14 protein-coding genes and 1 pseudogene are annotated in these 22,966 nt (G+C 68.6%); 10 read left to right on the top strand and 5 right to left on the bottom strand.

The features are described 5' to 3' along the window. Genes BDD16_RS16905 through BDD16_RS16880 form a run of 6 tightly spaced genes read left to right on the top strand, consistent with a single transcriptional unit; the run spans position 1 to position 7,062 of the window. Positions 1 to 639 (top strand): pilus assembly FimT family protein, encoded by a 639-nt coding sequence (locus tag BDD16_RS16905; protein WP_179635019.1) that lies wholly within the window; start codon positions 1 to 3, stop codon positions 637 to 639. Between the two features lie 10 nt (positions 640 to 649). Continuing rightward, on the top strand, positions 650 to 1,090 hold the full coding sequence (locus BDD16_RS16900; protein WP_179635018.1) for a PilV family protein: 441 nt from the start codon (positions 650 to 652) through the stop codon (positions 1,088 to 1,090). Positions 1,091 to 1,101: 11 nt separating this feature from the next. Beyond that, complete coding sequence (locus BDD16_RS16895; RefSeq protein ID WP_179635017.1) at positions 1,102 to 2,289, top strand: PilW family protein; 1,188 nt, start codon at positions 1,102 to 1,104, stop codon at positions 2,287 to 2,289. 22 nt (positions 2,290 to 2,311) lie between these two features. Beyond that, positions 2,312 to 2,977, top strand: coding sequence for a pilus assembly PilX family protein (locus tag BDD16_RS16890; protein ID WP_180552406.1), 666 nt, complete (start codon positions 2,312 to 2,314; stop codon positions 2,975 to 2,977). A gap of 43 nt (positions 2,978 to 3,020) precedes the next feature. After that, on the top strand, positions 3,021 to 6,392 hold the full coding sequence (locus tag BDD16_RS16885) for a pilus assembly protein (RefSeq protein ID WP_179635015.1): 3,372 nt from the start codon (positions 3,021 to 3,023) through the stop codon (positions 6,390 to 6,392). 1 nt (position 6,393) lies between these two features. Continuing rightward, complete coding sequence (locus BDD16_RS16880) at positions 6,394 to 7,062, top strand: energy transducer TonB (RefSeq protein ID WP_179635014.1); 669 nt, start codon at positions 6,394 to 6,396, stop codon at positions 7,060 to 7,062. Positions 7,063 to 7,091: 29 nt separating this feature from the next. Here BDD16_RS16880 and BDD16_RS16875 read toward each other — a convergent pair. Further along, positions 7,092 to 8,029 (bottom strand): annotated as a pseudogene (locus BDD16_RS16875) (histone deacetylase family protein). Between the two features lie 87 nt (positions 8,030 to 8,116). Between BDD16_RS16875 and BDD16_RS16870 the strand changes: the two are divergent. From BDD16_RS16870 to BDD16_RS16860, 3 genes are read left to right on the top strand one after another with little or no spacing between them, the layout of a single operon-like run. Continuing rightward, positions 8,117 to 9,082, top strand: a complete 966-nt coding sequence (locus tag BDD16_RS16870; RefSeq protein WP_179635013.1) for an AAA family ATPase — start codon at positions 8,117 to 8,119, stop codon at positions 9,080 to 9,082. 2 nt (positions 9,083 to 9,084) lie between these two features. Next, positions 9,085 to 10,101, top strand: coding sequence for a DUF58 domain-containing protein (locus BDD16_RS16865; protein ID WP_179635012.1), 1,017 nt, complete (start codon positions 9,085 to 9,087; stop codon positions 10,099 to 10,101). Beyond that, a complete protein-coding gene (locus tag BDD16_RS16860; RefSeq protein WP_179635011.1) occupies positions 10,098 to 12,194 on the top strand; it encodes a transglutaminase TgpA family protein in 2,097 nt (698 codons plus the stop codon). Before BDD16_RS16865 ends, BDD16_RS16860 begins: the two co-directional genes overlap by 4 nt. Here the strand turns inward: BDD16_RS16860 and BDD16_RS16855 are convergent. Continuing rightward, positions 12,132 to 13,070 carry a sugar transferase gene (locus tag BDD16_RS16855; RefSeq protein ID WP_179635010.1) on the bottom strand — a complete coding sequence of 313 codons (939 nt, stop codon included), beginning with the start codon at positions 13,068 to 13,070 and terminating at the stop codon, positions 12,132 to 12,134. The genes BDD16_RS16860 and BDD16_RS16855 overlap by 63 nt on opposite strands. A 259-nt stretch (positions 13,071 to 13,329) precedes the next feature. Beyond that, positions 13,330 to 14,310: a glycosyltransferase family A protein gene (locus BDD16_RS16850; RefSeq protein WP_179635009.1), complete on the bottom strand. Its 981-nt coding sequence runs from the start codon at positions 14,308 to 14,310 to the stop codon at positions 13,330 to 13,332. 326 nt (positions 14,311 to 14,636) lie between these two features. Between BDD16_RS16850 and BDD16_RS16845 the strand changes: the two genes are divergently transcribed. After that, entirely contained in the window at positions 14,637 to 18,911 is a 4,275-nt protein-coding gene (locus BDD16_RS16845) for a DEAD/DEAH box helicase (protein ID WP_179635008.1), read from the top strand. Between the two features lie 60 nt (positions 18,912 to 18,971). Here BDD16_RS16845 and BDD16_RS16840 read toward each other — a convergent pair whose 3' ends face one another. Continuing rightward, a complete protein-coding gene (locus BDD16_RS16840; protein ID WP_179635007.1) occupies positions 18,972 to 20,540 on the bottom strand; it encodes a chemotaxis protein CheW in 1,569 nt (522 codons plus the stop codon). Next, entirely contained in the window at positions 20,533 to 22,941 is a 2,409-nt protein-coding gene (locus BDD16_RS16835) for a methyl-accepting chemotaxis protein (protein WP_179635006.1), read from the bottom strand. The genes BDD16_RS16840 and BDD16_RS16835 overlap by 8 nt, the downstream gene beginning before the upstream one ends. Between the last annotated feature and the right edge of the window lie 25 nt (positions 22,942 to 22,966).

The raw sequence follows: 22,966 nt of genomic DNA, 5'->3' as shown, positions 1-22,966 counted from the left end.
ATGGCAATGCCGGTGGCGTTCCCACGCAGCACGGGTGGCTTCACGCTGATCGAGTTGATGGTGACGGTGGCCGTGCTGGCCGCGCTCCTGCTGGCGGTCACGCCGGTGGTGCGCGACTGGATGCTGGACATCGAGATCCGCAATGCCGCCGAATCGATCAGCAGCGGCCTGAACCGCGCCCGGGCCCTGGCGGTACAGCGCAACGAACCGGTCATGTTCTCGCTGGTGTCCAACGAGGCACAGCCGGGCACGCTGGACAACTCCTGTGCGCTGTCGGCCACCTCGGCATCGTGGGTCGTGAGTCTGGACAGTCCGGCGGGCCAGTGTGGCCAGCCGCTGGGCGCCACGACCGGCACCCGGCTGGTGGAGCGCCACGCCCGCGGCGACGGCTCGGCGGGTGTCCAGGTGGAAGTGCGCGATGCCAGCTGCCAGAGTGCCACCGGCCGTGCCCAGGTCGTGTTCAACGGCTTCGGCCGTGCGCAGACCGACCCCGCCCCGATCCGCTGCATCGTGATCACCCACCCCGGCAGCAGCACCACCCGCACGCTGCATGTGATGCTGAACACCGGTGGCGCAGTGCGCACCTGCGATCCGGCCGCCACCGATCCGCGCGACACCCGTCGCTGCCTGGTGAACTGAGGAGGCCCGCGTGACCACCCGCCGCACACCACAACAGCCCCCGGCCCCGAAACCGGACGGCTTCGTCCTGCTGGAAGCGCTGATTGCGCTGCTCATCTTCGCGCTGGCCGTGCTCGGGCTGGTCGGACTGCAGGCCTCGATGACCCGCGCGAGCAGCAGCGCCAAGTACCGCGCCGATGCCGCCTACCTCGCCAGCGACCTGGTCGGCCTGATGTGGACCGACAGCCGCAACCTGGCGCTCTACGACGCCGGTGCCTGCGCCAGCCATCCACCCTGCCAGCGCTGGCGCGAACGTGTGAGCGAGCGCCTGCCGACCGGTGCCGGCCAAGCCCTGGTATCGAAGACCGAACCCGGTCAGGTCACGGTCAAGGTGACCTGGAAAGCGCCGAGCGACGACCAGCACCAGTTCGAGACCACGACCGCGATCAATCCGAATCCCGCCCTGCCCTGACCCCGAGCGCCATGACCGCGTCCCCCTTCCTCCCAGCCGCCCAGCGCGGCGTCACGCTGATCGAACTGATGGTCGGCATGGTCATCGGCCTGCTCGCCGTCCTCGTGATCGCACAGGTCACCACGGTCTATGAGGGCCGCAAGCGCACCATCACCGCCGGCTCCGATGCCCAGGTCAACGGCGCGCTGGCCCTGCAGACCCTGCAGCGTGACGTGCAGGCCAGTGGTTACGGCACGAGCGAAGGTGGCGCCACCGGCTGCCGCATGGTCGGCCAGCGTTTCGGTGTGGTCGGTCGGTTCGAGCGCACGCTGGCACCGGTGGTCATCACCGATGGTGGCGACAGCGGCACCCCCGACAGCCTGGATGTGCTGATGAGCGACCACACGGACTTCGCGCTGCCAACCCGTGTCGCCGGCGGCCACACCCAGGGCAGCAACGTCTTCGTCATTGGCGCCAACACCGGCCTGGGCCACCACAAGGGCGACCTGATGCTGGCCGTGCCCGTGCCGACCCCGGACCAGACCGACCAGTCACGCTACTGCAGCCTGTTCAACCTGAGCGCCGAGCCCGTGGCGGGCAGCAACCAGCTTTTCCACGATGCCGGCGCCGACGGCCCGTGGAACCAGGATCTCGGCAGCACCATCTTTCCGGGCATCCAGAGCACCGACGTGTCGTACCCCGCCGGCAGTCTTCTGCTCGACCTGGGCACGCTGGTCAGCCGCCGCTACTGCCTGACCGGGCTGGGCGACGCACAGTGCGACACACCGGCATCGCAGGCGCCTTACCACCTGCGACAGGTGTCCTTCGACAGCAAGACCGGCCAGCGCGTCGCCGACGACCTGTATCCGCAGATCGTGCAGTTGCAGGCGGTCTACGGCATCGATACCAGCGTGACGGCCGACCAGGTGGCCGATGTCTGGACCCCAGCGTCGCCAACCACTGCCAAGGGCTGGCAGCGGGTCGTGGCCGTGCGGGTGGCCGTGGTTGCCCGCAGCACGCAGAACGAGCAGCGCCCGAACACCGCAGGCAAGGAGTGGGTCACGGCCGATCGGCCGGTCTGGTATCCGGATGGCGTGACGCCCACGCCACTGCATGTCGACAAGGCCCCGCCCGGCGCGGGCGATGACTGGCGCAATTACCGCTACAAGGTCTTCGAGACCGTGATCCCCCTGCGCAACCTGCTCTGGCAGCCCGCGTGAGCCGCCCATGGACCACCTCGCGATGAATGTCACTCCGACCTCCCAGCACCGCAACCGGCAGCGGGGCGTCTCGCTGCTGTTCGCCATGATCACGGTGGTGGCGCTGTCGCTGGCCGCGGTGGCGATGATCCGCTCGGTCGACACCGGCACGACCATCCTGGGCAATCTGAGCTTCAAGCAGGACACCCTGCTGGCAGCGGACGAGGCGACCCGGCTCGCCATCCAGTGGCTCGAAACACAGCACAAGAATGCGCCGGAGAGCCTGAATGTCACCCAGCGCGACCAGGGCTACTGGGCGCAACTGGTTCCCGGGCTCGATCCGACATCGACCAGCACCTCCAGCAGCCGGGTCGCCATCGACTGGAACAACGACAGCTGCCGCTCGCAGCGCGGCCCGACCCCGGCCGCCTGCCTGCAGACGCAGGCGAAATCGCTGGCCAACCAGATCACGGCGCGCTTCCTGATCGTGCGGCTGTGCTCGGAGGCTGGCAGTTCGACCGTCGGCACCAATCAGTGCCCGCGCCCGCTGAACGCCAGCAGCCAAGTCACGAGCGAACGTGGCGAGATCAACAGCCAGAACCCGGTGCGCATCGGCTCCACCACCATGGCCGAGTACTACCGCATCGTCGTGCGCGCCCAGGGCGCGCGCAACACGGTCAGCACCACCGAGACACTGGTGCACTTCTGAGGCCCCGAGCCCAACTGCGATGTTCCGAACCGCCAAGAGACCCATGCATCCGTGCCACCAACCTCCCGCCCGACTGGCCCTCGCCGCGGCGCTGGCCTGCGGGACGATCGGCGGCGGCGCCCAGGCGGCGCTGATCGATGTGTCCAACGTCCCGCTGAACGCCTCGCTGTCCCAGGTCAAGCCGAACATCATGTTCATCTTGGACGATTCCGGCTCGATGGGCTATTCCTACATGCCGGACGATGTCGGGATTCCCGACTGGACCGGCAAGGACTTCGAAAACTACGGCGCGTACTCGTCACAGTGCAATGGTCTGGCGTTCAATCCAGCACTGCCCTACAAACCGCCAGTCCGTGCGGATGGTACGTCCTATCCTGATGTCGCGTTCACTGGAGCACCGGACGATGGGTTCAACCCCTCGGCAGGGACGACCTCACTGAACGGCCGGCACTATTACGCCTACAAGAACGACAAGAATCTGCCTGCACTGTCCTGGACCTATACCACCAGTGGTGTCGTCGACAAGTCCACCGCTTTCTACGCGGACTGCGCCCTTAGCACCACCGTGGCCTCGGACCAGTTCGTCAAGGTGACGCTCGACAGCACGACGTCGGCCGAAATACAGCAGAAATACGCCAACTGGTACGCCTACTACCGCACCCGCCGACTGCTGATGCGCACGGCCACCGGCGAAGCCTTCCGCAACATCGGGGACGGCTTCCGGGTCGGTTTCACCGTTATCAGCGACAGCAGCGTCACCAGCAGCAGCTTCCTAGACATCAAGGATTTCAACCCGACCCAGCGCAGCAGCTTCTATGACCTGCTGTACACGGCGCAGACAAAAGAAGGCTACACACCACTGCGAGGTGCGCTGTCCAAGGTGGGACGCTATTTCGCTCATAAGGTACCGGATCAGATCTCCGATCCAATTAAGTACTCATGTCAGAGAAATTACGCACTGTTGTCGACGGATGGCTACTGGAACAAGGGAAGAAATGATGCCGTCGGTTACGAGACCAGCACCTATGGACCGTTTTCCCTAGATGGAAGAACACCTGTTGGTCAGCAAGACGGGCTCGCTGCACGCCCCATGAAGGACAGCACCGGCGCAGCCGGCGGCGGTGACAGCAACTCGCTGGCCGACGTGGCCCAGTACTTCTGGGCCACCGACCTGCGCGCCGATTTCCCCAACAACGTGCCGGTCACCAAGCGTGACACCGCGACCCACCAGCACCTCAACACCTTCACCGTCGGCCTGGGCGTGCGCGGCACCCTGTCCTACGACCGCAACTACCTCACCCAGACCACCGGCGACTACGCCGACATCGTGGCCGGCCGCAACAGCAAGGAATGGCCTGTACCGGCCGGCACACTGGTCGACAATCAGACCAACGCCACCCACATCGACGACCTGTGGCACGCCGCCGTCAACGGCCGTGGCCAGTACTTCTCGGCCACCGACCCGCAGACCCTGTCGGATGCCATCGGCACCACGCTGAACGAGATCAGCAAGGATGCGGGTTCCAGCGCGGCAGCCTCGGCCAGTTCGCTCACGCCGGTCACCGGCGACAACTGGGTCTTCCTGCCCAGCTACAGCAACTCGCCCACCTGGTACGGCGACCTGCGCGCCTTCCAGTTCAGCACCGACGCCGTCACCGCCGGCCTGATCGCGCCAGACACCAGCGACAGCAAGGTCATCTGGAGCGCGAAGACCCGGCTCGACTCCCGCAACCTGACCGCCCGCCCCCGGCGCATCCTGTTCGGCAACGGCGCCGACAAGCTCCTCGACTTCACCTACGCCAACCTGGCTGCCCTGCAATACAACTCGGACTTCGACGATCTGTGCGCCGGCACCCGTCCCCTGTCGCAATGCAGCCGCCTCACGACCGCCGCGCGGGCCAAGGCCACCGGCGAGAACCTGGTCAACTTCCTGCGGGGCGACACGCAGTTCCAGATGGGAGCCGCCGCCCCGGACAACCAGGTGTTTCGCAACCGCTATTCCCGCCTGGGTGACATCGTCAATGCCGCGCCGGTCTACGTCGCCAAGCCGCCCTTCAAGTACGGCGATGCCGGCTACAGCCAGTTCATCACCGACCACGCGAAACGCACCAAGATGGTCTATGCCGCCGCCAACGACGGCATGCTCCACGCCTTCCAGGTCGGCGAGAACGAGAACGACCCCGCCGGGGGTGATGAACTGTGGGCCTTCGTGCCGCGCGGCGTGCTGCCCCATGTGCGGCGGCTGGCAGACGTGGGCTACGACGCCGCCCACATCAATCTGCTCGACGCGACCCCGACCATCGGCGATGTCTACGCCAACGGCCAGTGGCGCACCATCCTCGTGGGCGGCATGGGGGCTGGGGGCCGCTACTACTACGCGCTCGACATCACCGACCCGGCGTCCCCCGCACTGCTCTGGGAATTCTCGGACACCAATCTGGGCCTGACCTTCGGCAACCCGGTGATCACCAAGGATGCCAAGGGCACCTGGCTGGTCGCCTTCACCTCGGGCATCAACAACGTCGGTGACGGCCGCGGCCGACTCTATCTGCTGGACGCACTGACCGGCAAGCTGCGCACCGGTGCAGGCGAGATCATCACCACTGCCGGTGACGCCTCCACGCCGAGCAACCTGGGCCGCCTCAACGCCTGGGTGCCCAGCGACGCGGACAACACCGCGCTGCGTTTCTATGCCGGCGACATGCTCGGCAACCTCTGGCGGTTCGACCACGATGACCGGGTAGCCCCCTCCGGCATCGAGGCCACGCTGCTCGGGCAGGCACTGGGGCCGAACCTCGTGCCGCAGCCCATCACCGGCAAGCCGGTGCTCACGGAACTGGTGAACGACAACATGCCGATCACCGTCGTCTCCTTCGGCACCGGGCGTCTGCTCAACAACGCCGATCTGACTTCGACCGGCCTGCAGACGATCTACTCCATCCGCGACACGCTCGACAGCACCGGCCTCGGCCCGCTCCGAGACCCGAACGCCAAGCTGGTCCGCCAGAAACTCAACAGCAACCGCCGTCTCGACGACGCCCAGTCCGTCAACTGGAATGCCCAGAACGGCTGGTACGTCGACCTGGACCAGTCCAGCGGCGAGCGGGTGTCGCTGGACGGCATTCCGCTGGCCTCGGGCCTGATCGCATTCGCCTCGACCGTGCCGAACGGCGACCCCTGCGGCAATGGCGGCAGCTCCTTCCTCTACCAGTTCCTGCTGCCCTCGGGCGATGTGCGGGACGTCGAGGTCTCGAACTCGCTCATCGTCGGCGTCAGCCGCGTGATGGACAGCACCGGCCGGGTCAGCGCCTTTTTCACCAAGCGCGACCAGAGCACGCAGCTGAAAGCCGCGGGAGTCGGCCTCGGCAACCGCTCCAACACCCTGCGGCGTGCGGCCTGGCGCGAGCTGAACTGACATGGCACAGCGGCGGGCGCTGCTGGCGGGCTGTGTGGCCGGGTCGGTGCTGCTGCACCTCGGCGTACTGCTGTCCAGCACGGCCCAGGCACTTGCGCAGGCAGGCGGGGCACGCGGGGAGGCCGCCCATCAGCACGGCGTGGCGGTCCGGATCGAGACCGCGCACCGGTCGAGCGGTACCATCCCGGCCCCCGAGCCGACACAGCAGATAGCCACCATCCCGGCATCGGCACAGGCCGCCCGCACGACATCGCCATCGGCACCGACCCTGCTGGAGAGGATGGAACAGCTGCCGCCGACCGGTGCCGGTACCGCCGCACAGGCGGGCGATCCAGATGCGGAGTACCTGCCGAGTCGCCTGCTCACCCGCGGTCCGGCACCGCAGCAGTCCATCGACCTGTTCTATCCGGAACTGGCGCCCACCGGGCACTTCCGCGCGGTGCTGACGCTGTTCATTGATGACCAGGGCGTGGTGCAGCGGGTGCGTGTCGATGCAGCGCAGGACAGCGGGCTGCCCGCCGCGCTGGAAGAGGCCACCCGGCAGACCTTCCTGCGCAGTGCCTTCGTGCCAGGCGAACTCGACGGGCGCCCGGTGCGCTCGCAATTGCGCATCGAGGTCGAATTCACCACCGAACCGGCGGACACTGGCACGCACACCGCCTCGCGCTGATCGGTCGCGGAGCAGCGTCCGCCCACGGCTCAGACGTCGGCCAGCACCCGCAGATGGGCCGCGACGCTGCGCGCCAGCGAACTCAGCACATAGCCTCCTTCCAGGCACGACACGATGCGGCCCTTGCTGTAGCGGTCGGCGATGTCGACCAGGCGCTGCGTGATCCAGGCGTAGTCGGCCTCGACCAGCCCGAGTTGCCCCAGATCATCTTCGCGGTGGGCATCGAAGCCGGCGGAGATGAAGACCATCTCGGGCCTGAACTCCTCCAGCCGCGGAATCCAGTACATGTCGATCAGCTCGCGCACGTCCATGCCGCGCGTGTAGGCCGGCACCGGCACGTTGACCATGTTGTCACCCATCGGCACGCCACCGCTGTAGGGGTAGAGCTGGTCCTGGAAGAAGCTGCACATCAGCACCCGCTCGTCGCCGGCGATGATGTCCTCGGTGCCGTTGCCGTGGTGGACGTCGAAGTCGATGATCGCCACCCGCTGCAGGCCGCGCACGTTCAGCGCATGGCGCGCCGCGATGCAGACGTTGTTGTAGAAGCAGAAGCCCATCGCCTCCGAGCGCGTGGCGTGGTGCCGGGCGGGCGGATGGCGCAGAAGGCGTTGCGGTAGGTGCCGTCGATCACCGCGTCGGTCGCCGCCACGGCCGCGCCCGCCGCCCGCAGCATCGCCTGGCGCGTGCCGGGGCAGACGGTGGTGTCGGGGTCGAGCGCACGGTGCTCGCCGGTCAGGACCGCCTGCTGCATGAACTCGTCGAGTTCGAGCAGGTAGCCCTCGCTGTGCGCCTGCATCAGGTCCGAGTGCTTCGCCAGCGGCACCTCGTCGGGCCGCAGCAGCGCGATGTCCAGCCCGGTGGAGAGCAGGTGGTCCTCGATCGCGTCCAGGCGCTGGGGGCACTCCGGGTGGCCGGGGCCCATGTCGTGGCCGCGGCAGTCGGGATGGGAATAAAAGGCAGTGCTCATGTTGTCTGGCACACCGGGCGTCCGCCGCCCGCTGTGTTGTCCCTCAAGCTTCGTTTCGGTTTCGGTTCGGGTAAGGTATCACCGATGATGAACCGCCCACATCACACACTCCTGACACCTCCGGCTCCGGCAATTCCCCTGACCGAGACGCTGGAGCGCCTCGTCGATCAGATCGGCTCGGTGGTGGTCGGCAAGCATGCACAGATCCTCGACAGCGTGGCCTGCCTGCTCGCCGGTGGCCACTTGCTGATCGAGGACGTTCCCGGTGTCGGCAAGACCACCCTCGCCCAGGCGCTGGCCGCTTCGGTCGGCCTGCAGTTCTCCAGAGTGCAGTTCACCGCCGACCTGACACCCAGCGATCTGGTCGGAATCAGTGTCTACGAGCGCACGCGCGAGGGATTTGTCTTTCATCAAGGCCCCGTGTTCACGCAGGTGCTGCTGGCCGACGAGATCAACCGCGCCGGGCCGCGCACCCAGAGCGCGCTGCTGGAGGCGATGGAGGAGCGCCAGGTGACCCTCGACGGCGAGACGCGCGCCCTGCCCAGCCCCTTCTTCGTCATCGCCACCCAGAACCCGGCCGAGCAGCTGGGCACCTACGCCCTGCCCGAAAGCCAGCTCGACCGCTTCCTGATGTGCCTCACGCTGGGCTACCCGGCCCCGGCAGCCGAGCGGGCGCTGCTCGAAGGCCACGACCGGCGCGAAGCCGTGCGGCACCTGCAGCCGGTGATGTCGGCGCAGGAGCTGCTGGCGGCGCAGGCCGCCGTGCAGCGCATCCATGTCGCCCCCGCGCTGCTGGACTACCTGCAGGCGCTGCTCGCCGCCACCCGCGGCGGCCAGTGGTTCACGCAGGGCCTGTCGCCGCGGGCGGCGATCGCCTGGCTGCGGGCGGCACGGGCGCGGGCCCTGCTCGCCCGCCGCACCCACGCCACGCCCGAGGACCTGCAGGCGCTGGCCGTGCCGGTGCTGGCCCACCGCCTGCAGCCACGCAGCGGCGCCGGCCGCGGCCGGGTTGCGCAGGTGCGCGCGATGCTCGAATCGGTCCGGCTCGTCTGAGCATGCCCCGGCTGTCCGGATGGCGTACGCGCTGGCAGGCCTGGTGGGACCGGCGCCACCCGCGCACCGACACGCTGCGCCTGGACCACCGCACGCTCTACATCGTGCCGACCGGCTCCGGTTTCGTGTACGGCGTGCTGCTGGGCTGCCTGCTGCTGGCCTCGATCAACTACCAGCTCAACCTCGGCCACCTGCTGACCTTCACCCTGTCCAGCGCCGCGCTGGTGGCCTTGCACGCGACCCACGCGACGCTCAGCGGCCTGCGCCTGAGCGCGCGGGTCGGCGAGGCGGGGTTCGTCGGGGAGATGGTCGACATCGAGATCACCGTGCAGGACGAGACCCGCCGCACCGGCTGGCGCCATCCGGCCCATCTCGGCCGCCATGGTCTGGTGGTGCGCTGGCGGGACGAGCCTGCGGACCTGCCGGTCGACGTGTCGCCCGATCCGGACGCACGGCGGCACCTGCCCCGCAGGCTCGCACACCGCGGACGGCAGACGCTGCCTGCACTGGAGTTCAGCAGCCGGTTCCCGCTCGGGCTCTTCCGGGTCTGGGCCGTGTGGCGGATCGCGCAGCAGCCGCTGGCCTGGCCCGCCCCGGAGGTCGATGCACCGCCGGTGCCCCAGTCCGCCAGCACCGATCCAGCCGAGGCCCCGCTGCGCCGGCACGCCCCCCAGCCAGAACCCGGCGAGGATGAAGGCGTGCGGCCCTGGCGGCGCGAAGATCGGCCGGCGCAGGTGCTGTGGCGCCGCTCTGCCCGCAGCCTCGCTGCGGGCGGCGGCCTGCTGGTGCGGGAAACACCTCCGGCACGGCAGGCCCGCGGGCTGCATCTGGACGGCGACCGTCTGACCGACCTCGACCCGGAAACCCGCCTGCGCCGCCTGAGCGCCTGGGTGCTGCAGGCCGAAGCCCTGGGGCAACCCTACCGGCTCAGCCTCGGCACGCTGTCGATCGCGGAAGGCATCGGCCCGCAGCACCGGCGGCAGTGTCTGGACACCCTCGCGCTCTGGAGTCCGCCGTGAGCCGGGTCGCCCTGCCACGCGAGTCCCGCGACACGCTGTTCCTGCTGGCGGTGCTGGCCTGGACGCTGCTGCCGCAGTGCACGCAGGTGCCCCTGTGGTGCGCGGTGCTGGCTTATGCCGCGCTGGGCTGGCGGGCGTGGCTGGCGTGGAGCGGCCGCGCCCTGCCGTCACGGCACCTGATGCTGCTCGCGCTGGCCGGTGCCTCGGCCGGCACGCTGATCAGCCACCAGTCGCTGCTCGGCCCGTCAGCCGGCGTGACGCTGCTGGTCGTGCTGTCGGCGCTGAAGACGCTGGAGCTGCGCGCGCGCCGGGATGCGACGGTCGTCTTCTACCTCGGCTTCTTCCTGGTGCTGGCCAATTTCCTGCACGCGCAGTCGCTGGTCATGGCGCTCGCGATGGGCCTGTCGGTGTGGCTGCTGCTGGCCGCGCTGGTGCTCGCCCACCTGCCCGACCGCCTGCAGACACCGCCGCCGCTGCGGCAGGCCCTGGCGCTGTCGGCCCGGCTGCTGCTGACGGGCCTGCCGCTGGTGGTCGCGCTGTTCCTGCTCTTCCCGCGGGTCGCGCCGCTGTGGTCGATGCCCGGGCCCGGCACCGCCCGCACCGGCCTGTCCGACCACCTGTCGCTGGGCGACGTGGCCGAACTGGCGCAGGACGACACGGTCGCGCTGCGCCTGCAGTTCGACGGTCCTGCGCCGGCACCTTCACAGCTGTATTTCCGCGGCCCGGTGCTGAGTGAGCCGGAAGGCAGCGGCTGGCAGCGCCGACGCCGGTTCCTGCCGGAGGCCGAACCGACCGTACCCGCTGCGCCGGCCCGGACGCTGCGCTACGAGATGACGGTCGAGCCGCTGGGCCTGTCCACGCTGCCGCTGCTGGAAAACGCCCGGACCGGACCGACGCTGCCCGATGCCGGCCCGGAGCACCGCTGGCGGCACGAGCCCGAAGGGGCGTGGACCAGCGATCAGCCGCTGACGGAGCGCCTGCGCGTACAGGCCACCGCCGTGCTCGACACCCCGGTGCATGACGCCGCCACGCCCCCCGCCGAACCGGTTCGGGCGGACGATCCGCGCTGGCAGCCCTATCTCGCGCTGCCCGGCGGTCAGCATCCGCGCACCCTCGCCTGGGCCGACGAACACGGTGCCAGCACGGGGGCGGCCCTCGGCGACAGCGCCCGCCGGGCCCAGTGGCTGCTGGACCACATCCGCCAGCGGCCCTTTGTCTACACCCTGGCCCCCGGCCTGTCCGGCCCGGACCCGGTGGACAGCTTCTGGCTGGACCAGCGCGCCGGCTTCTGCGAGCACTACGCCAGCGCGGTCGTCGTGGTGCTGCGCCGCTGGGGCGTGCCGGCACGCATCGTCACCGGGTATCTGGGGGGTCAGGTGAATCCGCTCAATGGCGTTCTGGAGGTACGCCAGCGCGACGCGCACGCCTGGGTCGAATACTGGCAAGGCGGCCGAGGCTGGGTGCGCCTCGACCCGACCGGTGCCGTCGCCCCCGAGCGCGTCCAGCGCGGCGAACGTCTGGCCACTCCGCGCGGGCTGGTCGGCCAGACGCTGGTCGATCTCGATCCCCGCCTGCTCGCACAGGCGCGCGCGCTCTGGGGTGCGGCGGAGCACCAGTGGAACCAGTGGGTGCTGGGCTATTCGACCCACCGGCAGCAGGACCTGCTGCGCGCGCTGGGATGGGACAGCGTCGACAGCCGTGCGCTGGGACAGTCGCTGGCCGGTGCATTCGCCGCCGCCGTGGGCATCGGCGCCATCTGGGTGGCGCTGCGCACGCGGCGGCTGCAGCAGGATCCATGGCTGCGGGGCCATGAACGCCTGCGGCAGGCCCTGCGGCGCCGCGGCTACGCGGTCCCGGACCACCTGGCACCGGCCGGCCTGCTGGCGCATCTGGCCACCCTGACCACGGCCGATCTGACCGAACTTCGGCGCCCGCTGGAACTGCTCAGCCAGTGGCGCTATGCCGATGCGGCACACGGACAGGACCCGCAGCGCCCGCTCTGGCGCAGTGCGCTGCGGGCCGCGCGCCACTTACCGCGGCGACAGGGGACCCAGCAGGCTCGGGCCCTTGGGTGGCGACGCGACAGGCGCTGATCGGGGCAGACCGAACCGCTCCGCCAGCGACAACCACTGGCGCTTCGCCACCCGGACGGCCCGGGCGGTCAGGCTGTTGAAGCTGCGGAACTGCCGCAGCACGTCGGGATCCGTGCTGACGTCCACCGGCAAACGGAACCGGGTCGGCGCGGTCTCCATCCTCTCGGAAGTCCAGCCGCGTACATCCTGCCTGCAGTGCGCGGCACCTTCGCCGAAACCGATGTTCTCGACCAGCGAGCGAACCGGGAAGACATCGACCAGTCCGTGGCGGAACTGGTGATAGCAGAACCGGATGGCCCAGGAATCGATCTGGCCGGCCATCTGGCGGTCCAGCATCCGGGACAGGTCGCTGCCGCCGCGGTTGAACTGGAACCGGCGGACCGGGTTCCAGCGGAAGCGGGCGTAGTCGGACACCTCCCAGTCGATGGCCTGCCAGCGGTCCCGCCAGGTGGCCCAGCCCCAGGACGATGCACGCAGGCCGAACACGGCGTCCTGCGCCTGTTCGCGGGCATGCCGGATCGGGAATGCGTAGCCCGACACGCTCATCACCCGCGGATCGGCCTCGTAGGCCTGCAGCGACTGGTTCATGAAGTCCAGGAAGCCGGCCGAGAGGTCCAGATCATCTTCCAGCACGATCACGCGCTCGTGCGTCTTCAGCATCTCGGACACGCCGCCGATGACAGACCGCGACAGCCCCAGATTGACCGCCTGCTCGTGCAGCACGACCCGGGCAAATCCGGTGATCGAGCGCACGTACTGGCGCACCTCGCGCACGCGGCTTTCCTGGCCCGGGCGCGGCCCGTCGCAAAACACATGCAACTCGCTCACGGCCGCCAGCCGGTTGGTCAGCAGCGAGGCCACGGTTTGCCGCGTCAAGGCCTCCCGTGCGTGCACGAAAAGACAGATCGGAGCCACTGCGTACTTTGTCACTTCATGAATCCAGGTGAGTAATATTGCTTTCGGGAACCATCCACACAGGAATGGAACAGCTGATTTCAATTATTTCCGGGAACGGGGAAATCAAAACAAAATCCATCACGCATTCGGCATGCAAATAGAATTGCACCCAGTTCACCCCCTTGTTTTCGGGCGCCTGAATGGGTGGTGCAGTCAACGTGCGGCGCTGCGATCGGGGTCAGCGCGGGTGATGCACCTGCGGCCCGCCCAGGCCCAGGGGGGTGGCGCCACGCGAACGGTGGGCACCAGACAGGCCGGCGGAGCACACCACCGCGCGCGCGGCGTGGCGGGCCAGACCGAGGCCATGCCCGAGCAGCCGCAGGGCCGGCGATCGCTGGAGCCGCGCGAGACGTTCGCGGCGCAGGCGGGCGACTTCCGGATCGACTTCCCGCTGGTGGCCGTGGATCTCGTCGAACACCTCCAGCGCGGCCCGCTCCTGCTGCAGCTCCTGCGCGGCCGACCAGGCCACCGGCTGCTGGACCGCCCCCCTCAACGCCAGCAGGTTCACCGCGGAAGTCCTGGCCAGCCGGGCCTGCAGGCGGTACTCCAGCGCGGCACTCTCGCGGCCCAGTGCCGGCGCCAGCCGCAGGGCGGCATCCGACGTCATGAGCGTCACGGCCATCCGGCTGTATTCGCCCCAGCGCAGATGCTGCGCCAGCTCGCCGCGGTACCAGACGGCGCCATCCAGCGCGCCGTCGGGCGTGGTGCCCGCCGGCAGATCCAGCGCCGCGCACAGCGCGCCCCGCTCGCGGAAGATCGCGCGGCGGACCACGGCAGGCCGGCCCGACGGCGTGACCGCTTCCATGCAGACCAGGTCTTCCAGCGGATTCGCACGCAGGAAGGCCGTCGTCAACGCCAGAAAACCAGGCTCCCAGCTGTGCTCCGCATCAAGGAACACCAGGTAATCGCCCGGACACCGGGCCAGCGCTGCGCCCAGCGCAGCCGCCCGCCCACCGCCCGCATGCGGGAGGCGCCGAACGCGCGGGTCCGTCCCGAGCCAGCGCGCGGCGCGGCCGCGCGCGTCCTCCGACTCGATCAGCCACAGTGTCCAGCGCCTTTCGGTCTGCGCCAGCACGCTGGCCACGGTTCGGTCGAGTGCCTCGTCGGTGCCTTGCACCGGCAACAGGATCGCCACCTGGAATTCGGATTCATCTGCCATTCTTGTTCCCCTTGCCTGTCTGTCCAGGCTTGCCCGCATGGATTCCATTGTTATATCCAATCTGAAAAAACGAACTCCAATTCATCACGGAAACAGGGGGCGGCAATCCATTACCGCGGTCGACCCCCGCAAATTGGTGAGCCCATCGAACAGGCCTTGGACAAACAATATGCATCGCCACCCCCATATTCGAGTGGTAACTCGTGCCTTGAAACCAGTCCGTTTCATTATTCGAAGCCCTGCATCGCCCTGACAAACCTGTCGCGGGCGCAAAAGGTATCCCGCAAACCGGGTGCACCCCCTCGGACGAGGCAGAATGCGGCGCCATGCGTGCGACCCCTACCCCCCCCCAGCTTGATGGCGCTGCACAAGAACAGCGCGATGTCCTACATGCCCTGGCGCTCGGCGCCACCTACCGCGTGCGCAGCTGGATCACCACCTTGCTGGCCGAGCTGGGCTGGCGCAACCGGGACGGCAAACGCTACACCGGCGAGCAGGTGCGCACGACGCTGGAGGCACTCGCCGCCGCCGGGCAAGTCGTCGAACATCCGCAGCGCCAGGGCGGCTGGCGCGTGCACCCCCGGCACCACAGCGCCACCTACCTCGCGCTGCTGCAGCGCGCCCCCGCGAACACCCTGCGCGACGCCCTGCTGAACGCGGACAGCAGCCGCTCCGCCGCCCGCTTCGGCACGGCCTACTGGCATTTCGACACCATGGAACTCGCCTGCGCCGTCACGCGGCTGGCGGTGTTCAGCGGGCAGGACGCGCCAGCGCTGGAGCCGCTCCGCCTGGGCTGCCGCTGGGGCATGGAATGGGACGCCGTGCTGGAGCGTGCGCTGCACGACGTGCTCGACGAAGTCCTCTTCGCCCGGATGCACCCGCAGCTGCAGGCCGAGACCCTGCGCGAGAACCTCATCCTGCTCAACCTGCACTGGGTGAATCCGGGCCATCTGCCGCTGCTGGCGATGACCGAGGACCTGCGCCGGCGGGCACTCGCCGATCCGGCCCTCGCCGCCGTCGTGCGCCTGACCACGCTGCCCATCGTGCAAGCCGAGCACCTGATGCTGGCCGGGCGCTTCGACGAGGTGGCGCCCGCACTGGAAACCATGCTCCAGCCCGGCGACGCCGACCTGGACGCGGGTCTGCCGGTCTGGCGCGCAGTGGCCGCGTCGTACGAGGCCGTGCACCGCTTCCGCAGCGGGGACTGGGCGGGCTGCATCGCCGGCGTGGACGCCGTGCAGGAGGTGATGCGCACGCTGTCCGGCAAGCGCAAGGCCCTCGTGTCGCCGCCGGTCGGCTTCAGCTACGTCCTCGCACTGCTGGCCGATGCCCGGCCGGCGTCCCTGCAGAAGGCACTCAAGTTCTGCCTGGCCGAAGGCGGCAAGCGCCAGCCCGTGCTGGAGACCCCCTGGGGCGTGTTCGCACTGGCGATCCAGATGAAGCTGGGCGATGCGCGGCGCGACCTGCAGACCTTCCTGCCCCGGACCAACGAATTCCACCTCGACCAGCTCGACCTGGGCCGCTGGATGGTGCGTGCCTGGCTGAAAGACCGGCCGGGCGCCGAGCCGCTCAACGCCGCCCAGCTGGACGCCGCACGCCTGCTGGGCGAGCGCCTGACAGCCGGCGGCCTGCACGACCTGCGCGCACAGCTCGACGCCGCGCTGGCCGTGCTCCGGGGCCAACACGCGCCGGCGTCCTTCTTCGTGGACACCCCGCAGGAAGGCGAGCGCTGGCGCAGCGCCCTGTCGGCCCTGGCCGCCATCGCGGGTGGCGGAACGGCGGAGAGTCCGGGCACCACGGTCACCGCGGCCGAGACCCGGCTGGTCTGGGTGATCACCATCAACGACTTCGGCGCGGTCGGCGACATCACGCCGATGGAGCAGAAACGCGGCCTGCGCGGCTGGGGCAAGCCCAAGGCGGCTTCGCTGCTCAAGCTCTCCAAGGCCGAGACGCTGCCGGTGCACGACGCCGTGGTCGCCCGCACGCTGCGTGTCAACCCGCGCGACCGCAGCCTGCGCTTCGATCTGGCCGCGGCAGCGGTGGCACTGGTCGGGCATCCGCACGTCGAGTTCGACGACACGCCCGACGTGCATGTGGCGCTGGCAGAGGTGCCACCCACGCTGGATGTCACCGACCTCGGCGACCGGCTGCGGGTGGCGCTGCAACCGCCGCCGCGCTGGACCGATCCGGCCGCCGAACGCCAGGAGCCGCAGCTCTGGATCACCAGCGCGGCCGACCAGAAGGAAGCCGACGCGCTGCGTGTGCTGACGATCCTGCGCGACGGGCCGCAGCACGCGCGGCTGGTCCGCCTGAACGCCGCGCAGACCCGCGCGGCGCAGCTGATCGGCGCTGGGCTGGAGGTGCCGAAGGCGGCGGCCAGCCAGCTCGACGAGGTGCTGCGCAGCCTGGGCGCGCATTTCCAGGTCCAGAGCGACACGACCGCCGCCGCCCGCGACGTGCCAGCCGAATCCCGCCTGCGCGCCGAACTCACGCCCGAGGGCGACGGCGTGGCGCTGCGGCTGGTGGTGATGCCCTTTGGCACCGACGGGCCGCGCGTCAACCCCGGCAGCGGCCGCGCCCGCCTGATCGCCAAGGTCGGCGACGAGACGCTGGGCGTGCAGCGCGACCTCGCGGCCGAGCGCTCGCATCTGGAGACGACGGTGGACGCCTGCCCGATGCTCACGCCGCCACTGGCCGACGCGCCCGCGGCATGGCTGGTCGAGCAGCCGGACCAGGCGCTGGCGCTGCTGGAGCGGCTGCACACGCTGAATGCCGTGATGGCGCTGGACTGGCCCAAGGGCAAGGCGATCCGGGTCGACACCGCCGGCCTCGGGGCATTGAAGGTGAACGTCAAGTCCGGCTCGGAATGGCTGGCCCTGCAAGGCGGCGTGACGCTCAACGAGCAGCTTGTCGTCAGCCTGGGCCGGCTGCTGGACTGGAGCGCCAGCGAGAAGAGCCGCTTCATCCCGATGGGCGAAGGGCGTTATCTGGCGCTGACGGAGGAGCTGCGCAGCCGGCTGGACGAACTCGCCAGCGTCGCCGAGATCCACCGCACCGATGCCGCCCGCGTGACGCCCGTGGCCGCCGCGTGGCTGGACACGACGCTGAAGGGCGCGGATCTGGACAGCGACCAGGCGTTCCGCACGCAGATCGACCGGCTGGTGGAGGCGCAGCAGTTCGAGCCGGTGTTGCCGCGCACCTTGCAGGCGACGCTGCGGCCGTACCAGGAGGAAGGCTACCAGTGGGCGATGCGGCTGGCCGAGACGGGGCTGGGCGCGGTGCTGGCCGACGACATGGGGCTGGGCAAGACGCTGCAGGCACTGGCTGTGCTGCTGGCGCGGGCGGCGGGCGGGCCGGCGCTGGTGATCGCGCCGACCTCGCTGATCGGCAACTGGCAGGCGGAGGCGCGCAGGTTCGCGCCGTCGCTGCGGCTGCTGCCGTATGCGGAAGGCGATGCGCAGGGGGACCGGGATGCGCTGCTGGCCGAGCTGGGGGCGGGCGACGTGGTGCTCGTGTCCTACCAGCTGCAGCAGCTCAACGGCGCGGCCTTCGCGGCGCGGCAGTGGCACACGCTGGTGCTCGACGAAGCGCAGGCGATCAAGAACGCCACCGCCAAGCGCAGCCAGGCCGTGCATGAGCTGGGCGCGGATTTCCGGCTGGCGCTGTCGGGCACGCCGATCGAGAACCGGCTGTCGGAGCTGTGGTCGATCATGCGGGTGTGCAATCCGGGGCTGCTCGGGACGATGGCGGCGTTCAACCTGCGCTTCGCGGTGCCGATCGAGCGCGACCGGCATCGGGGGGCGCAGCGGACGCTGAGGAAACTGATTGCGCCGTTCATCCTGCGCCGCACCAAGGCACAGGTGCTCGACGACCTGCCGCCGCGCACCGAGCTGACGATGCTGGTGGACGCCGACGCGACCGAGCACGCGCATTACGAGGCGCTGCGCCGGCAGGCGTTGCGCGACGCCGAGAAGGCGATGGAGGACGACAAGCCTGGCCAGTCGCACCTGAACATCCTCGCGCAGCTCACGAAGCTGCGGCGGGCGGCGTGTGATCCGCGGCTGGTGACGCCGGAAATCCAGCTGGTCGGGGCGAAGGTGAAGGCGTTCGGGGAGCTGGCGGCCGAACTCGCCGCCAACGGCCACAAGGCGCTGGTGTTCAGCCAGTTCGTCGACTTCCTGGCGCTGCTGAAGGAGCCGCTGGATGCGGCGGGGTTGCGGTATCAGTACCTCGACGGGTCCACGCCGGCGCTGGAGCGGACGAAGCGGGTGGCGGCGTTCCAGGGCGGGGATGGGGACTTTTTCCTGATCAGCCTGAAGGCGGGTGGGTTCGGGCTGAACCTGACGGTGGCGGACTATGTGGTGATCGCCGATCCGTGGTGGAACCCGGCCGCCGAGGACCAGGCCTCAGGACGCGCCCACCGCATCGGGCAGCAGCGGCCGGTGACGGTCTACCGGCTGGTGCGGGCAGGGACGCTGGAGGAGAAGATCGTGGCGTTGCACCAAGACAAGCGGGAGCTGGCGGACAGTGTGCTGGAGGGGAGTGAAGTCGCGGGGGTGTTGCGTGCCGAGGAACTGATGGCACTGATGCAGGGCGGCTGAGGCCAGTTCGGACGCAGACTCGGTGATCGACTCCGCCACGGGACCATGCATCCGCGCAGCCTATGGCACGGGCACATGCAACTGGTGCAGCGCACGGGCCACGCGTTGCAGGTCCAGTACCTTCAGCATGCGCGGGGGCCCTCCCCCACGGACCTGTGCCAGCTGGCGAGACTGCAAGGCACAGGCGAGTTCATCAGGCCCACCCACACCCATGCGGGGCAGTGCAGGCTCCCAGTCGGCGGACTCGATGCTGCGCAGGGTCGGCACGGCGAACCCGGTCAGCACGCCATCGACTTCGACCACCAGAACGCTGACAGCCGGTGACACCGCCGGGGAAGGCAGTCCGACCAGCCGGCACAGGCACAGCACCGGAATCGACCGCCCACGGTGTGCCACCAGCCCGAGCAACGCACCCCGAACCTCGAAAATCGACACATCGCAGGTGTAGGGCAGGATCTCCATGATCTGCTCGATCGGAGAAGCGGTTTCGACGCCGAGCTGGTAGGTGACCATCGAGCGCTGCCCGGCCCCCTGCACCATGTCCATCTCCGAGGAGGCTCCGATCTGCACACGGGCCCCGTACCGTTCTTCGCCCAGGCCCATCCGGGCCAGTTCCAACAACTGGGGGTCGGTCTTCAATGCAGCGCCATCGAGCAGCAGGAACTGGCTGATGGCCGTCGGAAACTGCTGCACCACATCCTCCGGCAGCCCGGACAGCGACAGCCCGCCCGCAAACAGCCGCGGATGCGGCAGCGCAAAGGCCGGCACCCGCATGACATCGCCTGGCAGGGTGCGCGCAACATCCAGCACCTTGTCCACCAGGAATGCCAGCAAGCCGGTATCCAAGCGCACCACGAATGCATGGTGGTCCCCGGTGTCAACGGCAGAGCCCTCGCCGAGGCCACACAGCCCGAGTACATCGACCACCGGGATCTGCTGCCCGGCGTAGTCGAGCACGCCACGGCAATGCCCGCGGGCCAGCACGGATGGCTGCACACGGGGCTGCGACAGCGTGGCATGCACCGACATGGCGTCAATCGCCAGTGGCACCTGCCCGCAGCGGAACAGCATCACCGGCACGGACTGGTCGTTGATCACCACCGCCGAGGCATCGGTCAGCGTCAGCTGTCGGCCAGGCTCAGGGTCGACCACCAGCGGCACCAGCGGCAGTTGCACCAACGCCTGAGGCGAGAGCACATTCACCAAGGTACCGTCGTCCTCGCGCCGGATGCTGCCGGCCAGCAACGATGCAATGGCATTGGTGGAGGTCGAGGTGGCTCGGCTCAAGTGCCCTTCCTGGCTGAAGAACACGCCTGTCACACCATCGCACAGCAGCCCCAGGATGCTGCCGCCGTGCACCATCAGCACCACGCAGGGTCGGGCGCAATCGGGCGCATCCCGGCCAAGCACGATCCGCAGATCGATCACTGGCACGAGCACACCCCGCAGATCGATGCCACCGATCACGCAAGGAGCTGCGGTGGGTAACTGGATCAGCGCGGTGCAGGGCACCACCTCGCGCAAGGCCGCCATCGGCAAGGCCAGACTGATCCCGCCCAAGGTGAAACCGCCGTAGCCCCTGTCGATCGCCTGTGGTGAAGGAACCAGGCCGCCCATGGTCTCAGACACGCGACTCGGCGCTCAGTGCGGTGATGAGGCAGGACACCTCATGGGCTCTCTGGCGCTGCGACTCGGTGGCACGGGCGATCTCGGCCACGCTGCTGCCGGTGCGGTTGACACTGCTGAGGACACCCTCGAAACTGCGGGCCGCCTCCCGGCTGACCTCGGCACCCTGCCCGACCTGCAGCACCGAATCGTCGATGAGCTTGGCAATCTCGTGAGCGGCCGCCGAACTGCGTTCGGCCAGCTTGCGTACCTCACCGGCCACCACGGAGAAGCCCACACCGTGCTGGCCGGCGCGGGCTGCCTCAATGGCCGCATTGAAGGCCAGCAGGTTGGTCTGGTTGGCGATCTCGCCGATCACCCGCACGATCTCGGAGACGCGGGTCGAGCTGGTCTGGATCGCGCCGATCGACTTGATCGATTTCTGCAGCGCCTCGAAGCCCGAGCGCGCCGCACTGGTGGCCTCACCGGCCATGTCGGCGGCCACGCCAGAGTTGCGTGCAATTTCTCCGATGCTCAGCACCAGGCCACGCACGCTCTCGGCCATCTCCTGCGACTTGGCGTCGATGCGCTGCTCCATCTGCACTTCGTTGGTGACGTCGTAGGCGTACTTCACCACCTTGGTGACATTGCCGTTCAGGTCGCGGATCGGGTTGTAGGAGGCCTGGATCCACACGTCCCGGTTGAACTTGCCCACGCGCTGGAAGCGGCCGCTGATGCAGTGCCCCTCGCTCAGACGCAGCCAGAAGTCACGGTATTCGACGCTCTGCACGTACTGGGCAGAACAGAAAATGCTGTGGTGGTGACCCTGAATCTCGCGCAGCGTGTAGCCCATCGCAGACAGGAAGTTGCGGTTGGCAGTCAGCACATGACCGTTCAGGTCGAACTCGATGACCGCCTGTCCCAGGTCAATGGCCGCCACCTTGGCCACGAACTCTGCACTCTTGAGCTTGCTGGCCGTCACGTCGCTGGCAAATTTCACCACCTTCACCGGCCTGCCCAGCGGGTCGAAGATCGGGTTGTAGGTGGCCTGGATCCAGACCTCCTTGCCATCACGCCCGATGCGCTTGTATTCACCGGCCTCGAATTCGCCCCGCGACAGGCGCTCCCAGAACCCCAGGTAGTCGGGAGACGCCGCATAGGTCGGATCGACGAACATCCGGTGGTGGCGACCGAGCACGTCCTCCAGCCGGTAGTTCAGCAGGTCAAGGAAGTTGCTGTTGGCCGTGAGCACCCGGCCGCCCATGTCCAGCTCGACAACCGCCTGCGCGCGGTGGATCGCATTGAGCTTGCCTTCGGTGTCCAGACGGTTGAGCTTGTCGTCGGTGATGTTCTGGGCAACCATGACCACCTTGACGAGCAAGCCGTCCAACCCGATCAGCGGGCTGCAGGTCGCCGAGAACCAGATTTCCTTGCCGCTGGCGCTCTTGCGCCGGAACTCGCCCTGGTGCGAAAGACCCTCCTGCAATTTCTTCCAGAGCTCCAGGTAGCGTGCATCGTTGCGATCCTCGTCGAACATCAGCTGCGCTTCCTCCTTGCCCGCCAGCTCGGCCGCACTGTAGCCAATCGCCTGCTGCATGCGCCCGTTGAAGCCCAGGATCACGCCGCTGCGGTCCATCTCCATCAGGCAATTGCTGCTGGACAACGCGAGCATGCGCGCCTCGGCTTCCATCTGGGCCAGCTTGACCGTGGTGATGTCGGTGCAGAACTTGACCACTTTGTACGGCTGCCCCTCCAGGTCCAGGATGGGGTTGTAGGTGGCATTCAGCCAGACCCGCCGACCGCCCTTGCCGAAGCGCAGATACTCGCCCGCATCAAACTCGCCCCGGCCAAGCTTCTGCCAGAACTGGCGATAGGACCCGCTCTTGGCCTCGTCCCGATCGATGAACAGGCGGTGGTGCTGGCCCTGGATCTCGTCCAGCGTGTAACCGGTCAGCTTCAGGAAGTTGTCATTGGCCGTCAGCACCTGGCCAGACAGGTCGAACTCGATGATGCACTGCGAGCGAGCGATCGCAGCCAGCTTGCTCTGCGCCTCCAGCGAGGCGGTCTTGGCCTCGGTGATGTCGCGGGCGATGTGGATCACCTTGCCGGTCTGGTCCGCCTTGTCCAGAAATGGCGTGTAGATGGAACTCAGCCAGACCCGGCGACCCTGGGCGTTCTGGTAGATGAACTCGCCCCACACGGTCTCGCCCAGACGCAACTGTTGCCACAGGTGTTGCCGAATCTGGGTCGCCTCTGCAGACTGGGGCAGAAAATGTTCGTGCGGTTGCCCCAGGGCACCCTCCCGGGTGGTGCCCATCAGCGTCAGAAAGTTGCTGTTGACCTCGATCAGATGCTCGTTCAGATCGAACTCGACCACGATGTGGGAGCGATCGAGCGCGGCGTGGAGGGCGGCGGATACTGGCATGTTTGGTCAATTCTGGCGTCAGGAC

The organism is Sphaerotilus montanus (assembly GCF_013410775.1).
Classification (GTDB): Bacteria; Pseudomonadota; Gammaproteobacteria; order Burkholderiales; family Burkholderiaceae_C; genus Sphaerotilus; species Sphaerotilus montanus.
The sequence above is the reverse complement of the archived record's forward strand: the minus strand, read 5'-3'. Positions and strand labels throughout refer to the sequence as shown.

Bases quoted from the DNA above. Each gene is read 5' to 3' on its own strand.
- BDD16_RS16850 (WP_179635009.1), bottom strand. From the start codon at position 14,310: ATGGCAGATGAATCCGAATTCCAGGTGGCGATCCTGTTGCCGGTGCAA.
- BDD16_RS16845 (WP_179635008.1), top strand. From the start codon at position 14,637: ATGCGTGCGACCCCTACCCCCCCCCAGCTTGATGGCGCTGCACAAGAA.
- BDD16_RS16890 (WP_180552406.1), top strand. From the start codon at position 2,312: ATGAATGTCACTCCGACCTCCCAGCACCGCAACCGGCAGCGGGGCGTC.
- BDD16_RS16865 (WP_179635012.1), top strand. From the start codon at position 9,085: ATGCCCCGGCTGTCCGGATGGCGTACGCGCTGGCAGGCCTGGTGGGAC.
- BDD16_RS16905 (WP_179635019.1), top strand. From the start codon at position 1: ATGGCAATGCCGGTGGCGTTCCCACGCAGCACGGGTGGCTTCACGCTG.
- BDD16_RS16885 (WP_179635015.1), top strand. From the start codon at position 3,021: ATGCATCCGTGCCACCAACCTCCCGCCCGACTGGCCCTCGCCGCGGCG.
- BDD16_RS16870 (WP_179635013.1), top strand. From the start codon at position 8,117: ATGAACCGCCCACATCACACACTCCTGACACCTCCGGCTCCGGCAATT.
- BDD16_RS16895 (WP_179635017.1), top strand. From the start codon at position 1,102: ATGACCGCGTCCCCCTTCCTCCCAGCCGCCCAGCGCGGCGTCACGCTG.
- BDD16_RS16880 (WP_179635014.1), top strand. From the start codon at position 6,394: ATGGCACAGCGGCGGGCGCTGCTGGCGGGCTGTGTGGCCGGGTCGGTG.
- BDD16_RS16835 (WP_179635006.1), bottom strand. From the start codon at position 22,941: ATGCCAGTATCCGCCGCCCTCCACGCCGCGCTCGATCGCTCCCACATC.